Raw genomic sequence first — 21,808 nt, 5'->3', positions numbered from 1 at the left:
ACGATTATGAGCAGCGAGACCGGCTCCTGGCTCTCCCCGACACAGTTCCGCTGCCTGCGATCCGGCCTGCGCGTGGTCACCACCTGGGCGGCCGAGCATCGCGAACCCGACACCGCGCTCCAGCAGGCGCTGCACGATGAACCGGACCCGTTCGAGGTGGTCGTCGGCCTCGCTACGGTCTCCCGCCTACTGGCCATCGAGCTCGCCGCGGCCACCGGAGTAACCGAAACGGAGGTGCTCAGCCGGATGGATGCCACAGTCCACCGACTGCAAGGCGCTGGGCGCATCCAAAGCTAGTCAACGGATCAGAAGGTCAGGGGCTCGAGTCCCTTCGGGCGAACACGATCAGAAATGGTCTGAGCTGCGGCAGCGGCGCCACGGCGAATTAGATAACCTTCTTAACGGACGCCAATAGACGGGCAGGGACACAGGTGGCGACGGTCAACTGGTCACCGGGCCGGGCGTAGCCGCCCAGCTTCCGGAAGCCGGCACGCTCCAACGCCGGGATCTTCGAGGAGCTCGCCGGATCACTGAACAACCACACGCCCTCCGCGCTGTCGGTGAGCCCAGCCTCCGTGCGCAGATACGTCTGCCGCTGTGTGCTCTGCTCGTCGGTGGAGACCCGGGTGTAGACCAGGTCCGCCATAACCCGCCCTGTCGCTTCCTCCGTTGATTGTCGACACCTACGGGTGTACCAGGGCGTGAGGTGCGGTTACCTCAGCAGGAAAAGCCGGAGGCGCTGGAGCGGCGGCATCAGGCCGAAGATGACGATCGGCACGGCGATGGTGGACAGGATCAGCGTGCGCAGGACTGTCGGTGCCTGCTCGAGCGCGCTGCCGAGAAGCAGGTTCAGGACGGTGAGAGTCGGGAAGACCGCGATCCAGATCATGATGGCCAGGTGATGGCGGGGCGGAGGGCCGATCCGCTTGGGCGTGTTGTCGGTCATGATGTGGCGATTCCTTTTGAGAAAGTCGGTTCCGGGTCGGACCCGAGCACCGTGAGGGCTTGTGCGACGTCGTCGTTGACGAGGTCGTTGTTGATGGCGATCGCGGCGGCGGAACCCTGCCCCGCAGCGGTGATCACCTGCGCGCGCGGGTCAACAGCGTTGCCGGCAGCCCACACGCCAGGCACGCTGGTGCGCCCGGTTGAGTCGATGACGGCCCAGCCACCGGCGTCCACGGCGGCGCCGAGGCCGGACAGCAGGTTCGAGGTCGGCACGAAGCGCGGACGGACGAAGAACGCCTGCCGGTCGACGGTGGTCCCGTCGGCCATCTGCGCCTCTCCGTCGGCGATGCAGGCGATCTCACCTTCGACGATGCGCACGCCGCGGGCGGTCAGCCTGGCCCGGTCCTCGTCGCTGACGGTGCTGGTGTGCGGGAAGTAGACGACATCAGGCGACCACTGGCAGACCAGCAGGGCGTGCTCCGCCGAGGCGATGACACCGAGGGGCTGGTCGCGGACTTCGTAGCCGTGACAGTACGGGCAGTGCAGCACTGTTCGCGCCCATCGCTGACGAAGGCCCGGAATATCGGGGATCTCGTCGCGCAGGCCGGTAGCCACCAGGACCCTTCGGGCGGCCAGCATCCGACCGCCGCCGAGCTGGACGGCGAAGCCGAGTTCGATCCGGTCGACCGTGCCGGCGATGAGCTCGACGCCGTACCCGGTCACCTCTGCCCGGCCCGCCGCGAGCAGTTCTGCCGGCGGCATGCCGTCACGCGACAGGAAACCCTGCATGTGCTGGGCCGGTGCGTTACGCGGCTCTCCTGCGTCGACGATCGCCACCCTGCGGCGTGCCCGGCCGAGGACCAGTGCCGCGCTCAGCCCGGCGGCGCCGCCGCCCACGATCACCACGTCATGTTCGCTCATGCCGCAAGTCTGCGGCGGCCCCGGCGGAAATGGCGATGTTAGTTGCCGAATCCGGGAATGCTGAGGTGCAATGAGTAGGTGAACGACACTTTCAGCGCGGCTTTGGCCGAAATCGGCCCCCGGCTGAAGCGGGCACGGGCCCAACGCGGGGTGACCCTGGCCGAACTCGCCGAAGCGACCGGAATCTCCAAGAGCACACTGTCCCGGCTAGAGGCCGGGCAGCGCAAGCCGAGCCTGGAACTGCTGCTGCCCATCGCCGCGGCCCACCGCATCCCCCTCGATAAACTCGTCGACGTACCCCAGATCGGCGACCCTCGCGTGCGCCTGCAGCCGCGCAAGGTCAACGGCCGTACCGTCTTGCCGCTGACCCAGCACCCCGGATCCCTGCAAGCCTGGAAGGTGATTATCCCAGTCGACCAGTCGATGCCCGAGCCCAAGACCCACGAGGGCTACGAATGGCTCTATGTCCTGGCCGGAAGACTCAGGCTGGTCCTCGGCGATCATGACATCGTCCTCGGCACCGGCGAAGCCGCCGAGTTCGACACCCGGCTGCCGCACTGGTTCGGCAGCACCGGACACCACCCGGTGGAGATCCTCAGCATCCTCGGCCGCCAAGGCGAACGCATGCACGTGCGTGCCAAGCCGAAGACCTGAGTGGGTCAGCGCCCGACTCTCGTGAAAGTGCCAGGCAGGCGGACCGTCCCGAGGCCGCAGGCGCAGGCGCGAGTGGGTCTCGGCAGCCGACCGGTTACCGAAGGGCAGAACGCCGTCTGGGAGGGGACGCCTCCGCCAGGCTGCGCGACATCCGGCCAGTCATCGGCCCCGCGATGGCGCGGGCGGCGGCGTGACGACAGGGCGCTGCTGATCGAGGTCCTCGCGCTGCGGCGCGAGGTTGCGGTGCTGCGCCGGCAGGACGCGAGCTGGCGGACCTTCCTGCGTAACCAGGCCACTGGCCTGCTGGCCATCGACTGTGTTCCACATCCACACGATCCTGCTACGACGCCTGTACCTGCTGGTGGCTATGGAGGTAGCCACCCGACGGGTCCATCTCCTCGGCGTCACCACGCACGCCACCGGGCAGCGGGTGACCCAGCAGGCCCGCAAACCTCACCTTCGATCTGGGGCGAGCGCGCCCACCGGTTTCCAATCCCCGTCCGCGACCGCGACGCCAAGTACACACCGCCTTCGCTGATGTCTTCACCGCCGAGGGCATCCCAGTGGTCAAGACCCGACCCCGGACCTCACAGGCGAACTGTGTCGTCGAACGCTGGAGCCGTAGCCTCCGCATCCTCGATGACCAAAAAGACAGTCCCGAGAACACCGACTGTACGAGCTTGCGAATCTCCTCCAAGATCGGTATTTCACCTGGCAGTCGGTGTCTTCGAGGTCCGTGACCAGGTTGCGGGCGGTCTGTGCCACTCACGCCGCGGTGGGGTGCGCGGTCGCACCGAGGATTCGGATCCGCCGGGTGGCATGGTTGGTGGTCGAGAGGACGTGGAGGCGGGCACCGGTCAGGGTGGTCGTTTCGAAGAAGTCTGCGGTGATGATCCCGTGGCTTTCGGGACCGTGGGAACGCTGCCCAGGTGCTGCTGATCGACCACGAACGACACGCCCTCACGGTGGTCGGCGAGTACGTGAACCACTTCAACAATCACCGCCCGCATCAAGGCCGGCAACAGCGACCACCGAACCACGACTCGGCCGTCGTCATCGCCATGGACACTCGGATACGACGCGACAACGCCTCGGCGGCGTGATCAACGAATACCACCGGGCAGCCTGACCAGATCTTCAAAGCGCCAGCTCACAGCCACAAACAGAGTTCTGGCACGGCACACGCTGTTCCTCGCTACGTGGGCCGTGTCGTCGACAGGGTGCCATCGATGATCACCTTGGCGGCCCGCTGTGTGCTCGGGAGGTAGCAACCTTGATCGTTGCGAGCACGGTGCCGCCCTGCACCACCTCGACCGACCGCTCATCGTCAGTCGTGCCTGCCCGGGCCACGAGGTGCACCGGAGCGTCCAGTTCGACGAACGCATCGAACGTGCCGGCAAGCCCGGTCATCACCGCCGCGTCTGGCTCGGGACTGAGTGCGGCGCCGAGCTGACGGGCCGCCTCGATGAGGAGGGTTCCCGGAACGTGGTCCTGCCGGTGGTCGAACAAGCCCAGGTGGTCGAAAGGCAGCAGCACCCGTGCGGTGGTCTTATCCGAGTCAGAACGAACCTCGGCCAACAGCACGTCGGCGGGTACAAGGCGGCCGACAGTCGAGGGGGAAACCGCCCCGTCCAGGTACGGGCACAGTTGGTCGGACCAAGGCGGCGGTGACCCGCCGCAAGCCCGGCGGCGCAGCCGCGTGTAGGCGGCCGGGGACACGACCGACGAGGTGATGACTGTTGATCCGATCGGCACCGCACCGAGTGACAGCTCGTACCGGGACGTGAACGCGCGGAGCCGGCTGCCGACCCGGACCGCCGCTACGGTGACGCGCATCGTCAGCGTGGTCGAACCGCCGTCGGGCCGTTGCACATACGCGTCGGCCGGCACGGAGATCTCGCAGGAGTCCATCAGGAATCGGGTGTCGTTGGCCAGGCCGAGGCTGTTGTGGCCGATGTAGATGACGACCTGCCGGCAGGCCTCCAGTAGCAGCATCGGATCGAGACGACGATTCGCCTCCGCGGTGTGTGCTGAATAGTACGTGTGGCTCTCGGGCAGCAACGCCGTCGCCACATATCCGTCCGTGCCGTCCGGGTGGACATCGGCGAGGAAGACGGTGTCAGCATGACGACGATGGACAGCCCCCGGTTCGACGGTCGTGTGAGGCTGGGTCAGTAGCCGGGTGTCGGTCATCGATTGGGCCCTTCCATGTTCTCGTCGAGGAGTCCCGTGCGGGCGATCGCGGTGAGCGCTTCGAGGTGTTCGCTGAGCGACGTGAATCCGGCGCCGAGCGTGCTCACGGCCAGGTGTGTGGCGTGGGCTTCACGCCACCGGCGGGCCGCTGCGGCAACACCGACCGCGCCGCCGTCGAGGTAGCGGACCCGGCCGTGCATGCCGATCGCCTCGGGGGGTCGACCGGCTGCCTCCGCCGCCTTCGTCACGATCATTCGGGCCGCTGTGAGCTCCGGCCCGGGCTGGAGGCGGGGCATCCAGCCGTCGCCGGTACGACCCGCCCGGCGGTAGGCAGCTGGGCTGGCGCCGCCAATCCAGATGGGAATCGGCCGTTTCGGTCGTGGGTTGATCCCGGCCGCGACGATTCGTTCCCCGGAGTGTTCGAAGCTGACCGACCGGTGTGTCCATAGTGACCGCAACAGGGTGATCTGCTGGTCGAGCCGCTCACCTCGAGACTGCATGGGCCGGCCCAGAGCCTCGTACTCCACCGTGTTCCAGCCGATGCCAACCCCCAGCCGTAGCCGGCCGTCGGAGAGAAGGTCGATCTCGGCCGCCTGCTTGGCGACCAGCGCGGTCTGTCGTTGCGGCAGGACCAGAACACTGGTCACCAGGTCGAGGTCGCACACCGCCGCGAGGTAGCCGAAGAGCACCAGCGGCTCGTGGAACGGATCATCCGCGTCGTATACACCCTGCCAGTTCGGATGCCCGGCTGGGTCGGCACCGAGCACGTGGTCATACGCGAGGAGGTGCCGGAATCCCAGCTCCTGCGCCACGCTCGCATACTCGCGTAGGGCTCGTGGCCCGCCGTGCAGCTCGCCTTGGGGCAGGACCACGCCGATCTCCATCATCCGAGCCACCCACTGGTGACGAGCGCCGCGTCGAGCACGATCAGATAGAGCATGGCGAGCGACGTGGGCCACCTCTGTTCCCTGCCGCTGAGGTAGGAGAAGGCGCCCGCGACCGGGAAGACGAGAGCCACGTAGGGCAGTAGCGCCGCGTCCGACATGTGCCACGGCTCGGTGATCGCGGCCAGCAGGGTGCACGCGAGCAGGGCCCAGCCGAGCGTGAGCACACCGCTGCCGGTGATCCCGAGTGCGGTGGCCGAGTATGTCCGGCCCCCGGAGCGGGGATCGCGTACTGTCTTGCGGGCGAACTCGAAGTGCAGGAACGCGGCGGCGAACACAATGATCAGCAGGGCTGGGCGGATCCCCGGCTGTACCACCTTCGCGCCGGTCACGGACGTGTACAGGTAGACACCGATCAGCAACTGCACCGGGTACGCCACGACGATGTAGAGCAGCGCCCGGTCACGCAGCCTCGGCGAGTGCAGCGTGAGCCGAGTGATTAGCTCGGTGTAGCCCACGAGAAGCGCCACGGTCACCGCCGACCAGGGGGCGAGCGGAACGTTGACGACGATCGCCAGGGCGGCCGTCGCCCAACCGGCGCGGCGCAGCTCGCGCACGCTGACCAGACCGGTGATCAGCGGACGGTCCGGGTTGTGGATCCGGTCGTACGACTCGTCCATACGCTCGTCGGCGAGCCGCAGGTGTAGCAGGACCACGATGATCGTCATGGCTCGGACCAGCGACCCGACCGACGGCCGCCAGACGCCCCCCGCTGTCATGACCGCGGCGGCCTCGTATGCACACGCCCACAGCACTGCGTAGGTGACGTGCACTCCCGGCGCGAAGACAGCGCCCAGGAACGCGCGGTAGCGCAGCAGTGCCGGGGCCTGCCCGACGGCGCTGCTCATGACGCTGCCACGGTGGCCAGGGACCGCCACCGGCCGGGATCGGCTCCGGCCAGCAGCTGTCCGTACCCTGGGCGAGAGAGCGAAACCGCGTGGCAGCCCACCACGATGAAATCCCAACCGTTGAGCGGCAGGTCCGCCGACCAGATCACGTTGACCAGCGGCGCCCAGCTCGCCGGTTCGCTGCTCGTCGAGGCCAGCGTGCGACACAGGGCCCGGCGTACCTCGTCCGGCAGGGCCGTCGTGGCGAGGAGGTCCTGCACAGCCCTGGTCAGGCGGCGGGTCGAGGCAACGAAGTCCAGGTCATGCGGGGGGTGAGCGGCGTACAGCTTTCGGGCGATCGCGGTCGTCTGATCATGCTGGTCCGTGTTCGCCAGCGCCTGGCCGATCAGTGCGCGTCGCTCCCGGTGTTCCAGCAGGATGCCAAGCTCCCGGACGAGGTCGGCCGGCTCGTCCGAGGCGTGCACCAGGTTGAGGAGGAAGCCGAAGTCGCCGAGCCGGGCACGCAGCTGGCCCGGACGGCGCCGCGCCGGATCGGCCGGTCCCTTGTTGACGCTGAGCGCCACCGTGGCCGGCACATCGACGGGGTCGGCGGGGCGGGCCAGGATCACCAACGAGTCGGACTGTTCACACAGCGCGTCAGCGAGTAGACAGCGCTGGGGTGTCGCTCGGTTCAGCTGGTAGTGCCAGATCGCCCGGACCGACTCACGGCGCATCCGCAGTCGCCGCACTGCCACGATCCGGAAGTGTGCTTCGCGCAGCCATTCGATGACACGTTCGATCGAACGCGACGCCACCGCATCAGGCTTCATCAACAGCATGGCGTGCTCGTACGCGAATCGCACCGGGTCGGGTGTCAGCGTGGACAGCTGCTCGTACGCCTCCAGGAAGTAGCTGTCGGTGCCGTGATAACGCTGCTTGTCCGGATCGTGGGTCAGGCCTTCGGGGAACGGCGGTCCGTAGGCCGCGATACTGCTCATCGCTGGTTGACCCGGCTCAGGGCCTCCGCCACGCCCGGCAGGGGCGCGCCGAGGTAGTCGGCCCTGACCGCGTAGTCGATGATCCGCCGGAGGTGGTTCGGCCCGCTGGGTAGTCGCTTGTGTCCTCGGAACCCGGCCGCGACGGTGTCGTCGAAGTGCTGCTGGCGGCGGAAGTAGCTCTCGTACAGCGACATGACCCGGTGCCAGTAGGCGCGTTCGAGGTCCGACAGCATGGCAGGGTCGAAGTTGGCCGGGGCGATGTAGCGGGGAACGTGGAACGATGGGTATTCGGCGAGCACATCGGAGATGTGGCGCATCCGCACCGACGATCCCACGGCGTGCAGTGTGCGGTCCCTGGCCCGGTCGAAGTCGTCAACCACAGCGGTGATCAACGCCGCCACATGGTCGACCGGCACGAGGTCGACGCAGGCGTCGAAGTAGCCCGGGATCGAGCCGATCCGACCCTCGGACAGGAGCTTCAGCACGACGTACAGGTTCTTGAAGTCACGGACCGCGCCGGTGCGGGCGGCGCCGACGACGACACTGGGCCGGATCACCACGGTTGGCAGGCTCTCCGCGGCGGCCTTTCGCACCAGTTGCTCCGCGGCGAGTTTGCTCTCCTCGTACGGGTTGCCGAACCGCTGCCCGACGTCGAGCTGGGACTCCAGGATCATGCCGTCCCGTTCGCCGCACACGTAGGCGGTGCTGACGTGCACCAGCGGGGTGGATCGCTCGCGGGCCAGCTCCAGCACGTGAGCCGTGCCGGTCGTGTTGATCGCCTGGTAGACCTCCCGGGGGTGACCGAAGTCGGTGATCGCAGCAGAATGCACGATCAGGTCGAGCCCGTTCGCCAGGTCCGTCCAGGTGTCGTCGTCGAGGCCCAGCCGTGGAACGGTGACGTCACCGGTGACCAGCCGTACGGTGCCCGCCCTGTCGTCCGTCGCCGACGCGACGGCCCGGCCGTTGTTGGCGATCAGCACTCGGGTGTGGTGCACCAGGCCGGACACTCGGTGCCCGGCCTTCAGCAGGCGGGCGCAGACCTCGGCGCCGACCAGGCCGGCTGCCCCGGTGACCAGGATCCGCTTCGGCGTGCTCATGCCCCTCCTCCGGTCTTCAGTTGTTGCCGAACCAGGTTCAGGACGTCTCCGGCGGTCGTCAGGTCCGTCGACTCGTTCAGGTCGAGCGAGGGCAGCAGGAACTGCCGTTCCAGGGCTATCGCCAGCTCGATCAGCCGGATCGAGTCGAACATCAGGTCGTCGCGCAGATGGGTCTCCGCCCCGATGCGGGGGAGTGGGTGCGGCGCCATCGCGGCGATAATCGCGTAACCGGTCGATTCGTCGAACGCGTTGTCCATCACGTCTCCTGTGCTGCTGCGGCGCCGGCCCGTGCGTGCGGCTGCACACCGCCGCTGGAGAGCAGGTCCTGCGCCTCGTCGAGGGGGAGTTGCTGGTCCAGATATGCGCCGAGACGCAGCAGGTCGTAGCCGATGTCGAGGGTGCGCTGCCAGCCGTCCGCGGAGTCGAACGACGACGGGAACGCCTCTCCGCCCGAGGCCTTCCGGATATTGGTCACGTACTCGTGCAGGAGGGTGAGCAGAAGCCGGGCCTCCTCCTCGGTCGTGGCCACGGTCGCGTACAGCCGTTCGGCGAGGACACGGATATGCGAGTGCCCGTCGGACAGCAGATCGAGTCGGTGTAGCAGCTCGGGATCCGGCGGCAACGGACTCACACCGTGCGCGCTGAGCAGGGCACGCAGCCCGCCGTTGACCGCGCGCACCGTGGTGAGTGCAGCGACCCTCCACTGTTCGCGGTCGAGTGCGCCCTGCAGGTCCTCCAGAGCATTTTCGATCATGAAGTTGCCCCACATCAGTGCCATCGCGGCGGCGGCGAAGCGCGGCGCCGGCAGCGGTAGCAACGCGATCGCGCGGGGATGCGGCGGCTCGGCGCCGGCGATACCCAGGATCGGGCTGCTGGCCGCCGGGGCGGGGGTGATGGGGCCGAGCGGTGCGGCCATCGGAATCCGTGGCGAGATCGGAGCACCCTGCCAGGTGATCCGGATCAGGCCGTACCGGAGGTAGGCGGCGATCAGCTCACCCGGGTCGGCGACGCCCGTCCGCTCGGTGTCGGCCCTCAGCGCCGCGAGTGGTCGCCCCCAGACGATGCACCGCCACACCCGTGTGGCGGCGTCGCCGAGGACGAACACGTCACGTCGGTCACGCACCAGATGTACCTGGTCGTCGATCTGCCAGGTGGTCACTGCCGGCACTCGTGCAACGACCAGCCGCTGCGGATCATCAGCGCAGCCCGGCACGCCGAGCTCCGCGACCAGGCGTATGCAGTCGCGCGTGTGCTCGATCTCCCCGCCGGCACCGGGCTCCGCGTTGATGGTCTGCCAGTAGCGTTCGACCAGCGGATCCCCGGCGAGCCGGTCGAGCTGCAGCGAGAGCCACTTCGGCTCGAAGTATGTCTCGCCGTGGCGTGCCAGGTAGCTCTTGGCGGCCTGCTGAAGTCCCGCCCGGGCCCACACGGCGGCCGACTCCACCTGGTCCAGGGCGAGCAGCGCGATGGAGTATCGGATGGACTGCCGTGCGTGTTCCGCCCACCACTTGGTCATGACGACGGCGAAGTCGTCGTACGCGAGGTGGTCACGGATCTTCTCGACCAGGTCCGGGCGGTACACGACATGCGCTCGGAGTAGCCGTTGGCACCGGTTGAGCAGGTGCTCGTCCAGTGTGGCGACATGGCGCGGGGTGCGTTCGACGTACCCGTTGACCTCTCGGAGGTGGTCCACGATCTGGCCGACGGATCGGGTGCGGATCTCCACCCGACGTCCCGCGATGAAGAAGATCGTGGGCATCGTCGGCAGGTCGGCCTCCTGGTCGGCGATCAGGAGGAAGTCGATGTCGGAGCGAGAGTTGCCGAAACCCTCGGCGATGGAGCCTTCCAGGATCAGCGCGACACTTCTGGGGTGACCGATACGCTCCAGCGTCTCGGCCGCGAGTGAATTGATCTCGGCCTCGTCGAGGATCATGCGGGGACCTCCGGCTCGACGATCGACGCTTTCAGGGTTCCCTCCTGGAGGCGCTGCCACATGTCACGGCGGCGTGGCTTTCCACTGGTGGTGTGCTGGATCAGGCCACGGCTTCCGACCGCGAACCGGACTCGCGGCTCGACACCCAGGCGGGAGCGGAGGGTGTGGTAGGCGCTCTCCTCCCAGCCGCGGCGCCCGCCCTCGACGAGCAGCAGAACGCCGGCACGCTCGGTTTCCGGCGCGCTGATCACCACACAGCGACTGGGGGACAGGCCGGTCGCCCCGACGACCGCCGCCTCGAGGTCCTCGACGTAGACGTTGCGTCCCCGGATCTTGAGGCTGTCGCCCATCCGGCCCAGCACGAACAGCTGGCCGGCGTGGAGGAACCCGGCGTCGCCGGTGCGCAGGCCGTCCGGGGTGAAGCGGGTGCCGCCGGAGTCGGCGTCGTTGGTGTAGCCCGCGGTGACCGTTTCCCCGCTGACCTTGATCTCACCGAGATGGCCTGGCGGCAACTCGACGCCATCCTGGTCGACGATGCTGATCCGGGTGCCGAGGCGCGGGCCGCCACAGCCGGTGAGCCAACCGTTGCGTGTCGGCACCGGCTCCTCACCGAGGTGGAACTGCCGGGTCAACTCGACCCGCTGGCCGAATCGCAGAGTGTCCGGCCTCACCTGCACCACCAGCGGAGGGACACCGTGGTCAGTGCCGGTTACCCCGAGCGTCGTCTCCGCCATCCCGAAGGCAGGGGTGAGCGTGCCGCGGTTGAAGCCCGCAGCGGCGGTAGCCTCCACGAAGCTGTCGAGCACCGCGGGGTTGATGGTCTGCGCGCCGACGAACGCGGTCCGCCATCCGGACAGGTCCCAGCTGGCGATCCGCTCTGCGGAGATCCGCTCCACCGCGTACTCGTATGCGAACGGCGGCGCGGCCGTGATCGTGGCCCGGGTCATGCACTCCAACCATCTGCCCGGGTCGCGCAGGAACTGCGCGGGCTGCATCAGCCACAGGTCGGCCTGACTACAGACGGCGGCGAGTAGCGTGCCGACGAGGCCCATGTCGTGATAGAGCGGCAGCCAGGAGGCCACCGAGTCGTCCTCGCCCCAGGCGCTCCACGCCCGGGTGCAGGAGACGTTGACGGCGAGGTTCTGCCAGGTGACCGGCACTCCTCGCGGGACGCCGGTGGAGCCGGAGGTGAACTGGAGGATCGCCAGGTCGTCGGGGCCGGCTTTGGGAACCTCGACCGGTTCCTCTGCCTCCCTGTGTAGAAAGGCGCGGCCGGGCAGGTCCGCCGCGGCCAGAGCCGAGTCGGCGATGTCCTGGTAGCGCTCGGTGGTGATCATCAGTACCGGTTGCGCCCGACGCAGAATGCTCGAGACGAGCTCGACGTACTCGGTGCTGCTGGTGAGACTGGGTGGGGTGATCATGCAGGGGGTGAGGCCCGCGGCCCAGGCCCCGAAGTACGCGCAGAGCGTCGGGTAGCTCGTCGGCATGAGCAGGCAGACCACCTCCCCGGGCTGGGCGCCGGCAGCGGTCATCGCCGCCGCGCTGCGTCGTGCCGCGAGAGACAGGTCCGCGTACGAGTGGTAGTCCCAGTCGCCTCCGTCACCGAGGAACCGGATCCCCTTGTCGGTCCGGGGATCGACCAGCCAGTTGCGCACATCGCTGAAAGCCAGGGTGGTGGTCACGCGGACGTCCCCTCCGTGTCGTTGAGGATCGTGATCGTGCCGGTGCCGCCGTCCATCCGGACGGTCATGCCGGTCTCCAGTTCCTGGGTGGCACCCTTGGCCTTGACGATCGTCGGCACGCCCAGCTCGCGCGCCACGATCGCGACGTGGGTCAGCGGGCTTCCCCGCTCGATGATCAGTCCGGTCGCTGACGGTAGTGCGGCGACCCACCCCGGGTCGGTGCTGTAGGCCACGATGATGCCGCCGTTGACGTCCTGAGGTCGCGTCGTGACGACGACCCGCCCGGTCGTGACGCCCGGGGACGATGGTGTCCCGCGCAGTTCACCGACGCCGGTGCGGGTGGCCCGGCCGACGCTCCAACCGGCGGCCTCGAGATTGCCCTCCCAGTAGGGCGCGCCGTACGTCCGGAAGCGCGGTGGGGCGGACATCGTTGCCTGTCGGTCCTGCGTGCGCCGACGCGCCGCCACGATGTCGCGTAGCTCGTCGTGAGCGATCTTGCCCTCGTATGCCCCGGCAAGCTCGTCGAGGCGCAGCAGGAACACGTCCTCGAACCGCTCGATCGCCCCGACCTGCTGCAGGTGCCGGCCGAGTGCGCGAAGCATCCGCTTGGCCGAGCCGAACGCCTTCGTCCGGCAGAACCGCAGCCGCTCGCGCGCCGCCAGTGACCGAGACACCTTGCGGCGGGTCAGTTCGTAGATCCAGCGTCGCGGCCCCCGCAGGTGCTGGTCGAGATATTCCTGCGCGCTGTCGCCGCTCGTTGTCTCCGGCGGAGCCTGTAGCGCGTCGCGCAGCATCAGGTACAGACTCGACGGATCCTCGTGTAGGTCCGGCACCTCCAGCTTGAGCTCGTCGGGGCTGCGGTAGCCGTGCGCCTCCACGTAGGCGTCGACGGCCGCGAGCAAGGTGGTGTGCCCGGCAGCCGCGAGCGCGCCGGGTATCGCCGCCGGGTCGGTCTCCGTCACCAGGTGGCGCAACTCGTCGTCGGCCTTGACGGTGGCCGCCAGCGCGGCCAACTCGCGGGCCGGCTCGGCGGACTCCACGTCGGCGCCGGGCCGAGCGGCGGCCCACGTCAGCCACTCGGGGGCGTGCGGCAGCCACCGCCGGCCGAGCATCGTGAGGATGCCCATCGACAGCAGAATCGTGGAGTCGAGCATCTGCATCGGACCCCACCGCCTGTTCAGGCTGCGGATCAGGTCCTGGAACGCCCGGTACACCTCGTCGGCGGGCATCGCGGCGTAGTCGCGCTTGTCGAAGATCGCGTACTGCTCGTAGAAGTAGGCGACGAACCGCGTGACGTCACGGTCCATGCGCAGGTACTTCCAGAAGAAGGTCGTGTAGGTGACAACTCGTGCGCGTCGGCGTTGCCAGGCCGAGTCGAACTCGTACGGGTACAGCCCTTCGGCGATCTCGTCCGGCAGCGCCTCGTCCACGCCCATGGCGACCTCGAGCAGCTTGCGGTTGACATCGTAGAAGGGCGCGATCCGCTGTAGGCGGTACCAGTTGATGAGGTTGTAGTAGACGCGACCGTGGAAGCTGCCGAGTAGCGCGGGCAACCACTCGTGCATCTGCGCGAGCTGCTTCTCGGGCACGTGCAGGGATCGGGCATAGCTCTCGTACACCGCGCCGTAGACCGTCGAGGCGAACGTGAAGGTCAGCGGGGACGTGATTCCCCGGAAGCTCTCCACGATGTTCGAATTGTCCCAGATCCGTAGCTCACCCACCGGCCTGCTCGCGGTCGGCACGGTGGTGATCGGTCGGCTCTGCAGGATCCACAGCTGGCCGTCCGCGACCGCCCACTCGATGTCCTGCGGTGCACCGAAGGCGTCGCTGATGGCGCGGCCTGCCTCCCACAACGTGCCAAGGTCGACCCGGTCGAGCGACAGCTGCGCCCGGTCAGCGTCCGGTACCTCGACGGCTTCGACGCCGCCGCCGGCCGCGGGCTCGTAGCGCTCCGACTTGTCGCCGAGCTCGGTCGCCAGAACCGTACCGGTGGCCGCTTCGAGGGTCGCGGTGTCCGCGTCGACAGCGCCGGAGACGATGCCCTCGCCGAGGCCGTAGACAGCGCTGACCACGTACCGGTCGCCGGCACCGGTAGCCGGATCGGCGGTGAACAACACGCCGCTGACCTCCGAGCGCACCATCTGTTGGATGAGTACCCCCATGCCGGTCGCGCGCAGTGGCAGGCCGTTGCGCAGACGGTAGGTCAGCGAGCGCGCTGAGAAGGCCGATGCCCAGCAGTCCTTGACCCGGTCCAGGACCTCGTCGGCCTCGCTGACGTTGAGGAAGGTGTCGAACTGGCCGGCGAAGGAGTACCTGTCGCCGTCCTCCTCCAGGCCGGACGAGCGCACCGCGACCCGGCCGCCGCCGGCGGCCTGGTACGCCGCCTGGATCGGGTCGGCGAGGTGGTCGGGGAGCACGGTCGCCCGCATCCGTCGGGTGACCTCGGCCGCGACGCGCTCCGGTTCCTCGGTGCCCTGGGTCAGCAACACGTCGATGCCTTCGACGCGTTCCAGGAAGGCGGTGAAGACATCGCTGGAAACTGCGCTCCAGCGCGGAACATGAACACCAAGGTTCCTCATCGCCGCCAGATTGGACGCCTTGGCCCCCATAGCTCGCCATTTTGTAACGTCGGTTTCAATGGCGACAGTTGACAACCTTCCTCCTCGGATAGTGCGTGTTGATCGGCATGCGACGTCCCGCTGGGCGTAGCGTCCAGGGCGGCTTTTTGCGACCATCCTCCGTACGAAAAGCAATAATCAATCGGCTCGCGGTCGAACGGCGAGCGCATGAACCTGCGGCACGTATTCGTGCCTCTCGTCGCGCAGAATTCGTTTCGCGGGCCGGCCGGTATGCTGGGTGGGCTGGAGCAGTTTGCGTCGTCGGCGAGTTTGGCTGATCCAACGCGGAACCTCGCGGCCGGCAACCTGCACGTCAGGCCTATCTGTTGATCGCTTTCTGGTTCTGTCTGCGCACGCATGAGGGTTGCACCTGACTTCCGCGGGTGCCTGATCACGTGGTGGAGAAACCGACCTGATGACTGGGGCGAAGAGGTGGGCGTGAACCTCGATGCCAAACGGTGCCACGTACTCTTGCCGCACGTGACCGGAGAGCGGGGCGTGGGTGTCGCGGCAGGCGCTCCTGTCGTCATCCTGGGTGACGGATGCCTGGTGGGAGCAAGGTTTGGTACCAACTGTGGATGATGTCTGTGTGCCCCACGGTTAGCACCACTCTGGCGTGCGTTATGAGGACGGCGAGGTCTTCGTCCGGGCCAATTCACATATTGCTTCCCTTTGGGTTCTGCGCAGGTCGGGAGAGGATCGTGGTTGATTTCCCGTGTCGACCGAAATGGCGAGCATTAACGGCGCTACTGATTGCTGGCTCCGCCATTCGATGCTCAACTCCCTTGTGGCGTGAATCACTTTCGACGACGGTATGGCGGGTGCTGATGCGCGTCGGGTGCGGTACGGGCAATGGTGCTTGCGATGAAGGAATATTACAGCGAACCCGCTCTGGTTTCTAATCGCCGATAGATGCTGGCGGAGCGCTCCTGGTGTCGATACCACATTGCAGAAACAACGGCTTCACAAAGTTTCACACTCCGTGATTTTCTGGAGTGTTTACGTAGATCGGAGATAGTGGTCTGACACGCACGGTAACTATTTGAAGTCGGGTGACTTGCGTCACCGTGGCGTCGTTGTCGCTCGCGCGGTTCCAGGGTCGGCCGAGGCCCGTCACGGGAAATAGGATTTACACTTCCGGCTTTACCGCAGCACCGGTAACTACTCGACTGCGCCACGGTCCTTGCGTCCATTCAGCAATAAGTGAAGTTGGTCGATGGGTGTGTCCGATTGGGCTCGTCGAACGTTCCGGGAACAGCCCGGGTCCTACACACCGCCACCAGCGCCGTACGTGCCGGCTGATCTCTCACGGTCGCCGCGGTGCTGCCCCCACCGATCGGTTCACCGCCCGCGTCACCCACGGTCCAGGGGCTTTGCGTAGTCGGTTGAGGTGCGTCTCACCTGGCCGTACGGCCAGGTGGCCGGTGTGGAGGGTAAAGCGAGACGGGATCGAGGTGATCCGTCAGCACGCCCCCGCCCCGACCGACTCCCGGCCCGCTGGCGGTGAGACATATGGCCTGATGACGGCTCTGGCGCGGGTGCCTGACCCGCGTGACCCGTGAGGGGTTCGGAATCCCTTGGCGAGTGTGCTCGCGGACGCGGTGTGCGCGGTGATGGCCGGGGCGAGCACGTTCGCCGCGTTCGGCGACTGGGTCGAGGATCTCGACGCGCCAGCATGGAGTCGGCTCGGGTTCACCGATCGGGTGCCGGTGTTGACCACCCTGTGGCGGCTGCTGGTCCGCGTTGACGCCGAGACGTTGACCGCGGTCTGGGCCGACTGGCTGTGCTCCCGGCTACCGGTGGCGCCGCCGCCGGTGCGGCGGGTCATCGCCGTGGACGGCAAGGTGGTGCGGGGCGCGGTCCTGACCGAGGGGCGGGTTCCGGCCCTGTGGATGCCGAAAACCTCATCCCTCCTGGTCGCAGCTTGTTGATCAGCAAGCCTGGAGCGGTCGGTTCCGGCGGGGGTTCGGGGGGCTGAATCGCGACAGTGGTCGACGTCGAGCGCTGCGCGACGTTAGGGGTGTGCTGTTCGGACTGACCTACCTCGGCGTGGCCAACACTCTGGCCCTGCTGCGGCTTGTGTCGATGAGTGACCGCGACAAGGACGTCGAGATCCTGGCCTTGCGGCACCAGATCATGGCGCTTGAACGGCACCTGCACGGCGACCGGGTCCGGTTCACCCCGGCGGATCGGGCGTGGCTGGCGGCCCTGCTGTACCCGCTGCCGCGAACCGTGCGCAACCGTCTGTGGTTGCTGGTGCGCCCGGATACCGTGCTGCGCTGGCGCCGGGACCTGATCGCCCGGCGGCGCGCCCGCCGTTGCCGGCCTCACCAGGCCGGGCGGCTACGAACCGTCCGGTCGATCCGCCGGCTGGTTCTGCGTCTGGCCTCGGAGAACAGCACCTGGGGATACCGCCGTATCCACGGCGAACTGCTCGTGCTGGGCGTCAAGGTCGCCGCGTCCACCGTCTGGGAGATCCTGAAAGCCGCGGGCGTCGATCCGGCACCTCAGCGCACCAGCGGCACCTGGGCGGCGTTCCTACGCTCCCAGGCCCACGCCGTCATTGCCGCCGACTTCTTCGAGACGACCACCCTGACCGGCGGCCGCCTCTACGTCCTGGCCATCATCGAGCACGCCACAGGCCGCATCCGAGTCCTCGGCGTGACAGCGCACCCGACCGCAGGTTGGGTGACCCAGACCGCACGCAACCTGGTGACGGACCTGGAGGACGCCGGCTGCCAGGTGAAGTACATGATCCGTGACAGGGACGGCACGTACCCGGCCCTGTTCGACACCATCCTCGCCGACGCCGGTATCGACATGGTCCTCAGCGGAGTCTGGGTACCCAGGATGAACGCGGTGATGGAACGCTGGTCCGGACCTGCCGGCGTGAACTTCTCGACCAGACCCTGATCCTCCACCAGCGGCACCTGCTACACGCGCTCCGCGAGTACGAGGTCTTCTACAACGAGCATCGCCCTCATCAGGGCATCGCTAACGCCCGGCCACTCGCGCCACTGCCCGAACCGATCACCGACCCGGACCGTTTCATCCACCTGAACATCCACCGACGTGACCGCCTCGGCGGCATCCTCCACGAGTACGAACATGCCGCCTGACCTGCCCGGATGACACTTTCGGCAGGTACACGTACCGCCAGCGCCGCGATCCCCGACCAGGAAGCCCGGCCGGCCTCACCGTCTCGTTGTCTGGGCTCGTAGGGCGAGAGGAGAAACCATGATCAAAACCCATTGGGACAGGACGGGCTGCCACCGGGACGGAGCGGACGGAGGGGATGCTCGTCGCACGAGCACCCACCGAGCACCCAACCGTCCATTAGGGATGAAAAAGCAAAGGCGCTTGACCCATGTTCTTGCAGGTCAAGCGCCTTACGATCTTGCGCGCCCGAAGGGATTCGAACCCCTAACCTTCTGATCCGTAGTCCGAAGTGGAATCTAATCCCCTCCGATTCTTACTCTATCAGGAAATCTATCCGGCCGTGTCCAGCCCAGTCCCTCCGCGTCCCGCTGAATCCCCGCAGGTCCGCGCCCCACAGCCCCCACATATCCACACTTTCGATTTACTGGACGCCCTCGCCGAGACCCTCAAATCCGGCTGCATCCCTGTACGTCCGTGTCAGTACCCCGACGTCCGAGCACCCATGGAGCACCCTGAGATCATCGGCTGGGGGGCTGTCTCGCTAGCGGCCCTGTCTCATATTCGGTTTGCGCCGTGAGGTGCTGTTGGTTCGAGTGGAGGTGAGAGACCACCGCCTTTGGCCTGTCGCAGCAGGTTGATGTAGCTGGGGGCAGCCTGATCCGGGTGGTGCCGGGGAGGGTGGGAGCAGCCCTGACAACGCCGGGACGTGCCAGTACTGCCAGATGGGGCGGGTTCGGCTAGCGAGTCGAAGAGGAGTACGCGAGGAACCGGCGTCTTACGTCCTTCAACAGTGACACCGACTCGAACCTGGTGGATGTGGGTCGGGCGCGGTGCTTTCCTGCCGTATACCGAAGCGGTGGGGATCTTCCAGGTCGGTGTATAAGAGGACGTCTGATTCACGTATTTTGTGTGTGTTGGGGTTGTAGGGGTTCTCGCCAGGTTGGGGTGGTTTCGGTGGTGAGGCGTTTGGCGAGGTTGTCGATCATGGCGATGGTGATCATGCTGGCGGAGTTGTCGGGTCGTGCTTCGTAGTCGCGGACGAGTCGGCGGTGGTGCATGAGCCAGCCGATGGTGCGTTCGACGACCCATCGCCGTTTGACCACGCTGAAGCCTTTGGCCTGGGGGTCTTTGGTGACGGTCTCGACGTCGACGCCGAGTGCGGCGCCGTGTTCGACGACGCGGTTTTTGAAGCCGGCGTCGACCCAGGTTTTGGTGAGGGTGGGGTGGGTGGTGGTGGCCTGGTTGAGCAGGTTGATGCCGATGGTGTTGTCGCTGGCGCTTGCGGCGGTGACGGTGACGGCGAGGAGGAGGCCGAGGGTGTCGGTGAGGATGCCGCGTTTGCGGCCGACGACTTTCTTTCCGGCGTCGGTGCCCTGTGTGGATAGTGGGACGTTGGTGGAGGTCTTCACGCTCTGGCTGTCCATGATGGATGCGGTGGGTTCGGTGGTGCGGCCGTGGTGGTCGCGGACGAGGCCGGTGAGCTGGTAGTTGAGTTCGGTGAAGATGCCTTCTTTGCTCCAGGCGGCGAAGTAGCCGTAGACGGTGCGGTAGGGCGGGAAGTCGTGGGGTAGGTAGCGCCAGGCGATGCCGGTGCGGTTGATGTAGAGGATGGCGTTGAAGATGTCGCGCAGGTCGTGGGTGGGGGTACGTCCGCTGACGCCGGCGTCGGTGCGGGCTTGCCGCCAGGCGGTTAGGCGGGGTGCGATCAGGGCCCAGCGGGCGTCGGACAGGTCGGACGGGTAGGGGCGCCGTTCGGTCATGAAGCAGGCGTACGGTGTCGGGGCCTCGACCTGGCGGACGTCATGTCCGTCAGTGCGGGATGAAAGTGAACCAGACACGATCCCGGGGCGATATGCGTTGAAACCGGGTAGGCCTATGTCCACCGATATGTTTTCTTTCTAGGTCGGGTCGGGCATTTCGCGCTACCGAGGTCGAGGCGCGAATCGGCCATTACCGGCCCGAAGATGAAGCAAACGTCCAGTAAGAGCTGGTCTGAGAGGCTATGAGGAAGGTCTGCGGCGTACTCATGGCGATGCCACTGGGACGCAGTCGGGCTCCTCCTTCGATGAGCGAACCACAGTGAACACGGGAACCACCTGGTCGCGGTTCCCGGCCGGCGGGCGGCCAGCCCGGCGGTCGGGATAGGTGCACCGACCGCTGAACGGGCCGGGTGGGGCGGAGCCGCCGTAGTAGTCCGAGACCGGGAAAGCCGGCCACATGGCGAAGGGCGGCAGCGGTTTCGCGGAGGGAAGGAGACTGCAATGCCGCAAGACGCGCCGCTGAATGGCGGTGCTCTGACCGAACCGGCTGGGCCGGTCCGGCGGGTAGCGGAGATGCAGGCCAAGCTTCACCGTTGGGCGGCGGCCGGTCCGGGCCGCCGGTTCGATGACCTGTTCAACCTCGTGCACGACCCGGCGACGCTGCTTGTGGCGTATAGCCGGGTCGCGGGCAACCTGGGAGCCAGAACTGCCGGCGTGGACGGTATGACCGTCGCTGACGTCGAGCGGCACATCGGTGTTCCGGGGTTCCTGGACGACCTGCGTGTCCAGGTGAAGACGGGCACGTTCCGGCCGCTGCCGGTGCGGGAACGCAAGATCCCGAAACCGGGCGGGTCAGGCAAGGTCCGCAGACTGGGTATTCCCACAGTTGCGGACAGGGTCGTGCAGGCGGCGCTGAAGCTCGTGCTGGAACCGATCTTCGAGGCCGACTTCCTGCCGGTCTCGTACGGGTTCCGGCCCAAGCGGCGGGCGCAGGACGCGATAGCGGAGATCCACTACTACGGCACCCACGGGTACCGGTGGGTCCTGGACGCGGACATCGAGGCGTGCTTCGACTCGATCGACCACGTCGCGTTGATGGACCGGGTCCGGACACGGATCAAGGACAAACGCGTTCTGACACTGGTGAAGGCGTTCCTCAAAGCCGGGATCCTCACCGAACTCGGTGACCGGCGGGACACCCACACCGGCACGCCGCAGGGTGGCATCCTGTCCCCGTTGTTGGCCAACATCGCGCTGACGGTGCTCGACGAGCATCTGATGGCCGGGTGGCGGCCGGACGCGACGATGGCCAGTGAGTACCGCCGAGCCCAACTGCGCAAACGCGGCGAAGCGACGTGGCGCCTCGTGCGCTACGCCGATGACTTCGTCGTCCTCGTCCACGGCGGCGAGGACCACGCACAGGCGTTACGCGAGGACGTCGCGACGATGCTCGCGCCGCTCGGACTGAGGCTGTCACCAGCCAAGACGAGGGTGGTGCACCTGAGCGACGGGTTTGACTTCCTGGGGTTTCACATCCAGTGGCGCCGTAAGCGAGGCACGAACAAGTGGCACGTGTACACCTTCATCGCAAAGCGGCCGATCCGGTCGCTGAAGGCGAAGGTCCGTGCGCTGACACGCAGGACATCACAGCAGGACCTCGGGACCGTGCTGACCAGACTCAACCTGGTCGCGCACGGTTGGGCCAACTACTTCCGGCACGCCGTGGCGAAGAACGTCTTCAGCATGTTAGACAACTTCATCTGGAAACGGGTGATACGCATGCTGATCGCCCGGCACCGCTGGTCGTGGACGGACGTCCGCCGACACTTCGTCACCCCTGTCGGGCGGTGGCGACCGATCAGCGCGGGCGAGATCGAGTTGCGTCCCATCGCGGCGATACCGGTCACCCGGTACCGCTGGCGCGCAACCAGAATCCCCAGTCCGTGGTCTACCACCGTGAACGCCTGACGACGGAAACCGTGGAGAGCCGGATGCGTGGAGACATGCACGTCCGGTTCGGCGAGAGGCTCGGGGAAACGGACCGGGAGCAATCCCGACACCGCGCCCCGGGCCTACT

Annotated in this window: 20 protein-coding genes; 6 read left to right on the top strand and 14 right to left on the bottom strand. The window is 67.2% G+C overall.

The annotated features are described in order from the left end of the window. Nucleotides 1–6 precede the first annotated feature (6 nt). A complete protein-coding gene (locus tag STROP_RS20970; RefSeq protein ID WP_012015350.1) occupies nt 7–297 on the top strand; it encodes a hypothetical protein in 291 nt (96 codons plus the stop codon). An 88-nt stretch (nt 298–385) separates the two neighbouring features. Here STROP_RS20970 and STROP_RS20965 read toward each other — a convergent pair whose 3' ends face one another. The 3 genes from STROP_RS20965 to STROP_RS20955 all read right to left on the bottom strand — a co-directional run bounded on the left by STROP_RS20965 (nt 386) and on the right by STROP_RS20955 (nt 1,866). Next, complete coding sequence (locus tag STROP_RS20965) at nt 386–646, bottom strand: recombinase family protein (RefSeq protein WP_012015349.1); 261 nt, start codon at nt 644–646, stop codon at nt 386–388. A 66-nt stretch (nt 647–712) separates the two neighbouring features. Further along, nucleotides 713–946, bottom strand: coding sequence for a putative antibiotic biosynthesis monooxygenase (locus STROP_RS20960; RefSeq protein ID WP_012015348.1), 234 nt, complete (start codon nt 944–946; stop codon nt 713–715). Further along, entirely contained in the window at nt 943–1,866 is a 924-nt protein-coding gene (locus tag STROP_RS20955) for an NAD(P)/FAD-dependent oxidoreductase (protein WP_012015347.1), read from the bottom strand. The genes STROP_RS20960 and STROP_RS20955 overlap by 4 nt, the downstream gene beginning before the upstream one ends. Nucleotides 1,867–1,944: 78 nt before the next feature. On the opposite strand from STROP_RS20955, the gene STROP_RS20950 reads away from it, so the two are divergent. Continuing rightward, a complete protein-coding gene (locus tag STROP_RS20950) occupies nt 1,945–2,520 on the top strand; it encodes a helix-turn-helix domain-containing protein (protein ID WP_012015346.1) in 576 nt (191 codons plus the stop codon). Nucleotides 2,521–3,449: 929 nt separating this feature from the next. After that, entirely contained in the window at nt 3,450–3,623 is a 174-nt protein-coding gene (locus STROP_RS20945) for a hypothetical protein (RefSeq protein WP_238380251.1), read from the top strand. Between the two features lie 130 nt (nt 3,624–3,753). On the opposite strand, the gene STROP_RS20940 is transcribed toward STROP_RS20945, so the two are convergent. From STROP_RS20940 to STROP_RS20900, 9 genes are read right to left on the bottom strand one after another with little or no spacing between them, the layout of a single operon-like run. Next, the gene (locus STROP_RS20940) at nt 3,754–4,713 is read right to left on the bottom strand and encodes an AfsA-related hotdog domain-containing protein (protein ID WP_012015345.1); all 960 of its coding nucleotides are present in this window, start codon (nt 4,711–4,713) and stop codon (nt 3,754–3,756) included. Beyond that, a complete protein-coding gene (locus STROP_RS20935) occupies nt 4,710–5,597 on the bottom strand; it encodes an LLM class F420-dependent oxidoreductase (protein WP_026275164.1) in 888 nt (295 codons plus the stop codon). Before STROP_RS20935 ends, STROP_RS20940 begins: the two co-directional genes overlap by 4 nt. Continuing rightward, nucleotides 5,597–6,535, bottom strand: a complete 939-nt coding sequence (locus tag STROP_RS20930) for a UbiA family prenyltransferase (RefSeq protein WP_043535521.1) — start codon at nt 6,533–6,535, stop codon at nt 5,597–5,599. The genes STROP_RS20935 and STROP_RS20930 overlap by 1 nt, the downstream gene beginning before the upstream one ends. Beyond that, complete coding sequence (locus STROP_RS20925) at nt 6,502–7,482, bottom strand: nucleoside-diphosphate kinase (protein WP_012015342.1); 981 nt, start codon at nt 7,480–7,482, stop codon at nt 6,502–6,504. The genes STROP_RS20930 and STROP_RS20925 overlap by 34 nt, the downstream gene beginning before the upstream one ends. After that, nucleotides 7,479–8,579 (bottom strand): SDR family oxidoreductase, encoded by a 1,101-nt coding sequence (locus tag STROP_RS20920; protein WP_012015341.1) that lies wholly within the window; start codon nt 8,577–8,579, stop codon nt 7,479–7,481. Before STROP_RS20920 ends, STROP_RS20925 begins: the two co-directional genes overlap by 4 nt. Next, a complete protein-coding gene (locus STROP_RS20915; protein ID WP_012015340.1) occupies nt 8,576–8,836 on the bottom strand; it encodes an acyl carrier protein in 261 nt (86 codons plus the stop codon). The genes STROP_RS20920 and STROP_RS20915 overlap by 4 nt, the downstream gene beginning before the upstream one ends. Further along, complete coding sequence (locus STROP_RS20910; RefSeq protein ID WP_012015339.1) at nt 8,836–10,512, bottom strand: hypothetical protein; 1,677 nt, start codon at nt 10,510–10,512, stop codon at nt 8,836–8,838. Before STROP_RS20910 ends, STROP_RS20915 begins: the two co-directional genes overlap by 1 nt. Next, nucleotides 10,509–12,194 (bottom strand): AMP-binding protein, encoded by a 1,686-nt coding sequence (locus STROP_RS20905; RefSeq protein WP_012015338.1) that lies wholly within the window; start codon nt 12,192–12,194, stop codon nt 10,509–10,511. Before STROP_RS20905 ends, STROP_RS20910 begins: the two co-directional genes overlap by 4 nt. Then, nucleotides 12,191–14,848, bottom strand: coding sequence for a phosphoenolpyruvate synthase (locus tag STROP_RS20900; protein ID WP_012015337.1), 2,658 nt, complete (start codon nt 14,846–14,848; stop codon nt 12,191–12,193). The genes STROP_RS20905 and STROP_RS20900 overlap by 4 nt, the downstream gene beginning before the upstream one ends. Nucleotides 14,849–16,389: 1,541 nt before the next feature. On the opposite strand from STROP_RS20900, the gene STROP_RS20895 reads away from it, so the two are divergent. Beyond that, entirely contained in the window at nt 16,390–16,743 is a 354-nt protein-coding gene (locus STROP_RS20895; protein WP_012015336.1) for a transposase family protein, read from the top strand. Nucleotides 16,744–16,834: 91 nt separating this feature from the next. Then, nucleotides 16,835–17,725 carry an integrase gene (locus tag STROP_RS25890; RefSeq protein ID WP_012015335.1) on the top strand — a complete coding sequence of 297 codons (891 nt, stop codon included), beginning with the start codon at nt 16,835–16,837 and terminating at the stop codon, nt 17,723–17,725. A gap of 20 nt (nt 17,726–17,745) precedes the next feature. Here STROP_RS25890 and STROP_RS25440 read toward each other — a convergent pair whose 3' ends face one another. Together STROP_RS25440 and STROP_RS20885 are read right to left on the bottom strand one after the other, a co-directional pair. Further along, entirely contained in the window at nt 17,746–17,922 is a 177-nt protein-coding gene (locus STROP_RS25440; protein ID WP_018830730.1) for a hypothetical protein, read from the bottom strand. A gap of 945 nt (nt 17,923–18,867) precedes the next feature. Continuing rightward, nucleotides 18,868–19,731: an IS5 family transposase gene (locus STROP_RS20885; RefSeq protein ID WP_012014157.1), complete on the bottom strand. Its 864-nt coding sequence runs from the start codon at nt 19,729–19,731 to the stop codon at nt 18,868–18,870. 501 nt (nt 19,732–20,232) lie between these two features. On the opposite strand from STROP_RS20885, the gene ltrA reads away from it, so the two are divergent. After that, nucleotides 20,233–21,699 (top strand): group II intron reverse transcriptase/maturase, encoded by a 1,467-nt coding sequence (ltrA, locus tag STROP_RS20880; protein WP_012015334.1) that lies wholly within the window; start codon nt 20,233–20,235, stop codon nt 21,697–21,699. The last annotated feature ends 109 nt before the right edge of the window (nt 21,700–21,808 follow it).

Origin of the sequence: Salinispora tropica CNB-440, from assembly GCF_000016425.1 — a bacterium.
Taxonomy (GTDB): domain Bacteria; phylum Actinomycetota; class Actinomycetes; order Mycobacteriales; family Micromonosporaceae; genus Micromonospora; species Micromonospora tropica.
This window is presented reverse-complemented; position numbering and strand designations above follow the sequence as displayed.